Annotated in this window: 6 protein-coding genes and 1 rRNA gene; all 7 read left to right on the top strand. The window is 67.4% G+C overall.

The features are described 5' to 3' along the window. A 5S ribosomal RNA gene (gene rrf, locus ACZ5K7_RS47385) occupies nt 1-95 on the top strand; the annotation flags it as partial. Nucleotides 96-207: 112 nt separating this feature from the next. Next, nucleotides 208-816, top strand: coding sequence for a CDP-alcohol phosphatidyltransferase family protein (locus tag ACZ5K7_RS47380; RefSeq protein ID WP_351712455.1), 609 nt, complete (start codon nt 208-210; stop codon nt 814-816). A 116-nt stretch (nt 817-932) separates the two neighbouring features. Next, a complete protein-coding gene (locus ACZ5K7_RS47375; protein ID WP_351712453.1) occupies nt 933-3,428 on the top strand; it encodes a mannose-1-phosphate guanyltransferase in 2,496 nt (831 codons plus the stop codon). 106 nt (nt 3,429-3,534) lie between these two features. Then, entirely contained in the window at nt 3,535-4,446 is a 912-nt protein-coding gene (locus ACZ5K7_RS47370) for a DUF881 domain-containing protein (protein ID WP_351712451.1), read from the top strand. Next, the gene (locus tag ACZ5K7_RS47365) at nt 4,443-4,775 is read left to right on the top strand and encodes a small basic family protein (protein WP_046727248.1); all 333 of its coding nucleotides are present in this window, start codon (nt 4,443-4,445) and stop codon (nt 4,773-4,775) included. Before ACZ5K7_RS47370 ends, ACZ5K7_RS47365 begins: the two co-directional genes overlap by 4 nt. 5 nt (nt 4,776-4,780) lie before the next feature. Then, nucleotides 4,781-5,617 (top strand): DUF881 domain-containing protein, encoded by an 837-nt coding sequence (locus ACZ5K7_RS47360; protein ID WP_351712449.1) that lies wholly within the window; start codon nt 4,781-4,783, stop codon nt 5,615-5,617. Between the two features lie 190 nt (nt 5,618-5,807). Beyond that, on the top strand, nt 5,808-6,638 hold the full coding sequence (locus tag ACZ5K7_RS47355) for an FHA domain-containing protein (RefSeq protein ID WP_351712447.1): 831 nt from the start codon (nt 5,808-5,810) through the stop codon (nt 6,636-6,638). Nucleotides 6,639-6,647 lie beyond the last annotated feature (9 nt).

The raw sequence follows: 6,647 nt of genomic DNA, 5'->3' as shown, positions 1-6,647 counted from the left end.
AAACGCCCGGTTACATTCCGAACCCGGAAGCTAAGCCTTACAGCGCCGATGGTACTGCAGGGGGGACCCTGTGGGAGAGTAGGACACCGCCGAACTCCTTTTAGAGCTCTGGCTCTTGGGCTTCAAGCCCAAGAGCCAGAGCTTTTTTGCGTTGAGGTAAGGTCAGGGGGCAAAGTTGGCTCGTTTCCCATCACAGGAGGCCCCCGGGTGGAGGTCCAGGAGACCCGTGTCCAGACGGACCGGGTCCTCACCATCCCGAACATCCTCAGCATGGCGCGTCTCGTCGGCGTACCCGTCTTCCTGTGGTTGATCCTCAGGCCCGAGTTCGGCGGGCCCAAGAGCGACGGCTGGGCGCTGCTGGTGCTCGCCTTCAGCGGCATCAGTGACTACCTGGACGGCAAGCTCGCCCGACGCTGGAACCAGATCAGCAGCCTCGGCCGGCTTCTGGACCCCGCCGCGGACCGGCTCTACATCCTGTCGACGCTGGTCGGACTCACCTGGCGCGAGATCCTGCCGCTCTGGTTGACAGCCGTACTACTGCTGCGCGAGCTGGTGCTGCTGGTGATGGTGGGGATTCTCCGGCGGCACGGCTATCCACCGCCGCAGGTGAACTTCCTTGGCAAGGCAGCCACGTTCAATCTGATGTACGCGTTCCCGCTCCTGCTGCTCAGTGACGGAAGCGGCTGGATCTCGTCACTCGCTGCAATTTTCGGATGGGCGTTCGCCGGATGGGGTACAACGCTCTATTGGTGGGCAGGAGTGCTCTATGTGGTGCAGGTCCGCCGTCTGGTTCGTGCGGACGCCACAGCCGATTGAGCCCGGCGATTGTCCGGACGTAGTGGCTCTCGATGGCCCGCGGCGGAAAAGTGCGGGACAATCTGGACGGGTGAAGTCGGCTAGACCGTCATCTCTTAGAGGAGGACGCTTCCGACATGAAGGCCGTAGTGATGGCCGGTGGTGAAGGCACACGCCTTCGCCCCATGACCTCCAGCATGCCCAAGCCGCTCCTTCCGGTGGTGAACCGACCGATCATGGAGCATGTGCTACGGCTGCTCAAAAGGCATGGGCTCACCGAGACCGTCGTCACCGTGCAGTTCCTGGCGTCACTCGTCAAGAACTACTTCGGGGACGGCGAAGAGCTCGGCATGGAGCTCACCTATGCCAATGAGGAGAAGCCACTCGGTACCGCCGGAAGCGTCAAGAACGCCGAGGAGGCGTTGAAGGACGATGCTTTCCTCGTCATCTCCGGCGATGCGCTGACCGACTTCGACCTCACCGAACTCATCAACTTCCACAAGGCAAAGGGCGCGCTTGTCACGGTCTGCCTGACCCGTGTGCCCAATCCGCTGGAATTCGGCATCACCATCGTCGACGAAGAGGGGAAGGTCGAGCGGTTCCTTGAGAAGCCGACCTGGGGGCAGGTCTTCTCCGACACGGTGAACACGGGCATCTACGTCATGGAGCCCGAGGTATTCGACTATGTCGAGGCCGACGTTCCCGTCGACTGGTCCGGCGATGTCTTCCCGCAATTGATGAAGGAAGGCAAGCCGATCTACGGCTACATCGCCGAGGGCTACTGGGAGGACGTCGGCACCCACGAGTCGTACGTCAAGGCGCAGGCCGACGTCCTGGAGGGCAAGGTCGACGTCGACATCGACGGCTTCGAGATATCGCCGGGCGTCTGGGTGGCCGAGGGCGCCGAGGTGCACCCGGACGCGGTGCTGCGCGGACCGCTGTACATCGGTGACTACGCCAAGGTCGAGGCCGGCACGGAAATCCGCGAGCACACCGTCGTGGGCTCCAACGTCGTCGTGAAGAGCGGAGCCTTCCTGCACCGGGCCGTTGTCCATGACAACGTCTACGTCGGGCAGCACAGCAATCTGCGGGGCTGTGTCGTCGGGAAGAACACCGACATCATGCGGGCCGCCCGGATCGAGGACGGAGCGGTCATCGGTGACGAGTGCCTGATCGGTGAAGAATCGATCGTGCAGGGCAACGTCCGGGTCTATCCGTTCAAGACCATCGAGGCCGGTGCGTTCGTCAACACGTCCGTGATCTGGGAGTCCCGCGGGCAGGCGCATCTCTTTGGTGCCCGTGGTGTCTCCGGGATCCTGAACGTGGAGATCACACCGGAGCTGGCCGTACGGCTCGCCGGCGCGTACGCGACCACCCTGAAGAAGGGGTCCACGGTCACCACGGCCCGTGACCACTCCCGGGGCGCCCGTGCGCTCAAGCGTGCGGTCATCTCCGCGCTCCAGGCCAGCGCCATCGACGTACGCGACCTGGAGAACGTGCCCCTGCCGGTGGCACGGCAGCAGACCGCGCGCGGCAGCGCCGGCGGCATCATGATCCGGACCTCGCCCGGGGTGCCCGACTCCGTCGACATCATGTTCTTCGACGGGCAGGGCGCGGACCTCTCGCAGGCCAGCCAGCGCAAGCTGGACCGGATCTTCGCGCGGCAGGAGTACCGGCGTGCGTTCCCGGGAGAGATCGGCGACCTGTACTTCCCGGCGAGCGTCTTCGACTCCTACACGGGTTCGCTGCTGCGGAACGTCGACATCACCGGGATCGCCGAGGCCGGCCTGAAGGTCGTCGTGGACGCTTCCAACGGCAGCGCCGGGCTCGTTCTGCCCAGCCTGCTCGGGAAGCTCGGCGTGGACTCGCTGACCATCAACCCCGGACTGAACGAGGCCAGGCCCACGGAGACGGCGGACCAGCGGAGGTCGGGGCTGGTGCGCCTCGGCGAGATCGTGGCGTCCTCCGGGGCCGCGTTCGGTGTGCGGTTCGACCCGGTGGGCGAGCGGCTGTCCCTGGTGGACGAGAAGGGCCGCATCATCGAGGACGACCGCGCGCTGCTCGTGATGCTCGACCTGGTCGCCGCCGAGCGGCGTAGCGGCCGTGTGGCGCTTCCGGTCACCACGACCCGGATCGCCGAGCAGGTGGCCGCGTACCACGGGACCCAGGTCGAGTGGACGACCACCTCGCCCGACGACCTCACGCGCGTGGGGCGTGAGGAAGGCACCATCTTCGGTGGTGACGGCAAGGGCGGATTCATCGTCCCCGAGTTCAGCAGTGTCTACGACGGTACGGCGGCCTTCGTGCGCCTGATCGGCCTGGTGGCGCGGACACAGCTCACGCTCAGCCAGATCGACGCCCGGATCCCGCGGGCGCATGTCCTCAAGCGGGACCTGGCGACCCCGTGGGCTGTCAAGGGCCTGGTCATGCGGCGTGTCGTCGAGGCGGCCGATGATCGCTTCGTGGACACGACCGACGGGGTGCGGGTCGTCGAGACCGACGGACGCTGGGTGATGGTGCTGCCCGACCCGGCCGAGGCGGTCACCCATCTGTGGGCCGAGGGGCCCGACGACGCCTCCGCGCAGGCCCTGTTGGACGAATGGTCGGCGATCGTGGACAGCGCCGGACGGTAAATCCGCCGCACGCGCGCGTGCCGGACAAGTGTCCCCGCGGGGGCCTGTCCGGCACGCCGGTGGGGCCGTTCGGAGGTACCGGTCGCAACGTGCGACGATGTGCGGCATGCCGCAGCAACCCCCCGTTCGGAGCAGCGCCACCCGGCCGCAGCGCCCGGACGCCTCCATGTCGTTGATCACCAACGTCATGGACCACAGCCTCGACGACGGGTACGCCGAGGCGGCGGCCCGGAAGCGGGCGCAGGGGGAGGGCGGCGGCATGCCGAAGACCCTCCGGGCCAGGCTGGGCCTCGCCGGCGGTCTGGTGCTCGCGGCGCTGGTGGTGACCGTGGGAGCGGCGCAGGCACGCGTGACGGCCCCTGTCGTGGCCAAGGAGCGCCAGGAGCTCATCGACCGCATCGACCGTGAGACGGCCGCCGCCGACAAGCTGGAGACCAATGTCGACAGGCTGCGGGACGATGTCAGTGCCCGCCAGCGTGCGGCGCTGAAGGAGAGCGGCGGCAGCGGCCAGGCGGACCTGGTGGGCATGCTGTCGGGTGCCACGGCGGTGCACGGCCCCGGCGTGAAGCTGGTCGTGAACGACGCCAAGGAGGCCTCCTCGGGCGGCGACGGCAGCGACCCGCGGGAGACCTCAGGGTTCTCCGACACCGGCCGGGTGCGCGACCATGACATGCAGCGCGTCGTGAACGGGCTGTGGGCCTCGGGCGCCGAGGCGATCTCCATCAACGGGCAGCGGCTCACCGCCCTGTCCGCGATCAGGGCCGCGGGAGACGCGATACTGGTCGACAACAGGCCGCTGGTACCGCCGTACACGGTGCTGGCGGTGGGGGACGGGGAGAGGCTCAGCTCCAGGTTCCAGGACAGCCCCGACGGGCTGTATCTGCATGCGCTGGAGGAGAACTTCGACATCCGGGCGACGATCTCCACGGAGAGTGACGTCCGGCTGCCCGCCGCACCCAGCGTGATCGTACGTACGGCCCAGCCGTACACGGAGAAGACGGAGAAGGGCACATCGTGATCGCCGTACTTGGCCTCGTCGTGGGCGTCGTGGCCGGACTGTTGGTCCGTCCTGAGGTTCCGGCGGTCGTCGAGCCGTATCTGCCGATCGCCGTCGTCGCGGCGCTTGACGCCGTCTTCGGTGGGCTGCGGGCCATGCTCGACGGGATCTTCGACGACAAGGTCTTCGTGGTGTCGTTCCTGTCCAACGTGGTGGTGGCCGCGCTGATCGTGTTCCTGGGCGACAAGTTGGGTGTGGGGTCGCAGCTGTCCACGGGTGTCGTCGTGGTCCTCGGTATCCGTATCTTCTCCAACGCCGCGGCGATCCGACGGCATGTCTTCCGGGCGTGAGCGGCATGAGCGAGCACGAGAAGCGCCCGGAACACGGGCTGCGCAGAGAACTGCCGGACGAGGTGCCCGCCGCGGCACCGGAGACCGGATCCACCGCCGAGCCGAAGCCGGAGGCCGGGCTGACCGGCCGCCGCCGGCTGGTCCAGGGGCTGTGGCCGCCGCGGGTCAGCCGGGCCCAACTGATCGTCGCCGTGCTGCTGTTCGGGCTCGGATTCGGGCTCGCCGTGCAGGTGGCGTCGAACAGCGACAGTGACAGCGCGTTGCGCGGGGCCCGCCAGGAGGATCTTGTTCGGATCCTCGATGAACTGGATGACCGTACTCAGCGTCTTGAGGACGAGAAGACAGGACTTGAAAAGCAGCGCCAGGAGTTGCAGAGCAGCTCCGACCAGGCGGCGGAGGCACGCAGGCAGACGGCCGAGAAGGAGAGGCAACTCGGCATTCTGGCGGGCACCGTGGCGGCGCAGGGTCCTGGCATCACGATGACGGTCGACGACCCGAAGGGGACGGTACAGGCGGACATGCTGCTCGACGCGATCCAGGAGTTGCGCGCGGCCGGCGCGGAGGCGATCCAGGTCAACGGGGTGCGAGTGATCTCCGGCACCTACCTCACCGACTCCGGGAAGAGCGTGAGCGTCGACGGGAACAAGATCACCCAGCCCTACGTTTTCAAGGTGATCGGCAAGCCGCAGGATCTCGAACCGGCTCTCAACATCCCCGGAGGCGTGGTGCAGACCCTGGAGAAGGAACAGGCGACTGTGACCGTCGAGCGGTCGACCAAGATCGTGGTGGATGCCTTGCGACCGGCGAAGCAGCCTGACTACGCTCGGTCGTCCTCACAGTGAACCGGCGGTGCATGCGGGACGTCCGGCGAGGGCATGAGGATGCGGGGGGTCGGCGCACCGGGGAGCCGGTGCGTGGTGGAAACTGTCTGGTGGATACGGACGTTGTGTGGTTGTCCGGGTCGGCCGGTTTATTCAGTCAGGGTTCGTCCTGCCCCACGGGCGGGTCTGTTTCGGTCAAGGGGAATCGCCCGTGAAGTTGTTTTCGAAGTTGTTCGGCAAGAGCACCCGAGAGGGTAGCGACAACGCGACCGCTCGCCATCGCGCACAGCCCGACGCGGACGGTCAGCGCCCGCTGTTCCGGGATCAGGTGACTGGTCCGGGGGGTGACATTTCGGGAGGTCAGGGCGCGCGGTCAGTTGACCCGTCGCAGTCCGGCGGCATAGGTTTCGGGCAACCGTCAACCTCAGGTGCGGGTGGAGGGTTTACCTCCGACCCGTACGCGTCCAACGCCCCGGCGGGGCAGCCGCGGCAGGAGGATCCGTCCATGTCGGCCCTGGTTTGTACGAGGTGCGGTAACCGCAACGCGGAGAACGCCCGCTTCTGTTCCAATTGCGGTGCCCCGCTGCGCGCGGGCGCCGTCCCCGAGCGGGCGTCGGAGACGACGTCCACGATCTCGATCTCCGGCCTGGAGGCCTACGACGCCGAGGTCACCGGCCAGACCCAGGCGCCGGCGCTCTCGCCCGAGGCGCAGGCGGCCGTCGACGCGCTGCCGCTGGGCTCCGCGCTGCTGGTCGTGCGCCGCGGCCCGAACTCGGGCAGCCGCTTCCTGCTGGACAGCGACCTGACCACGGCCGGCCGTCACCCGCAGAGTGACATCTTCCTGGACGACGTGACGGTCTCGCGCCGCCATGTGGAGTTCCGCCGCCAGCCGGACGGCTCGTTCACGGTGGCCGACGTGGGCAGCCTCAATGGCACGTACGTCAACCGGGAGCGCATCGACCAGGTCGCTCTGTCCAACGGTGACGAGGTCCAGATCGGCAAGTACCGGCTGGTCTTCTACGCGAGCCGGCAGGGCATCTGACCCTCCGGA

Source organism: Streptomyces sp. NPDC031497, assembly GCF_055580905.1.
The sequence above is the reverse complement of the archived record's forward strand: the minus strand, read 5'-3'. Positions and strand labels throughout refer to the sequence as shown.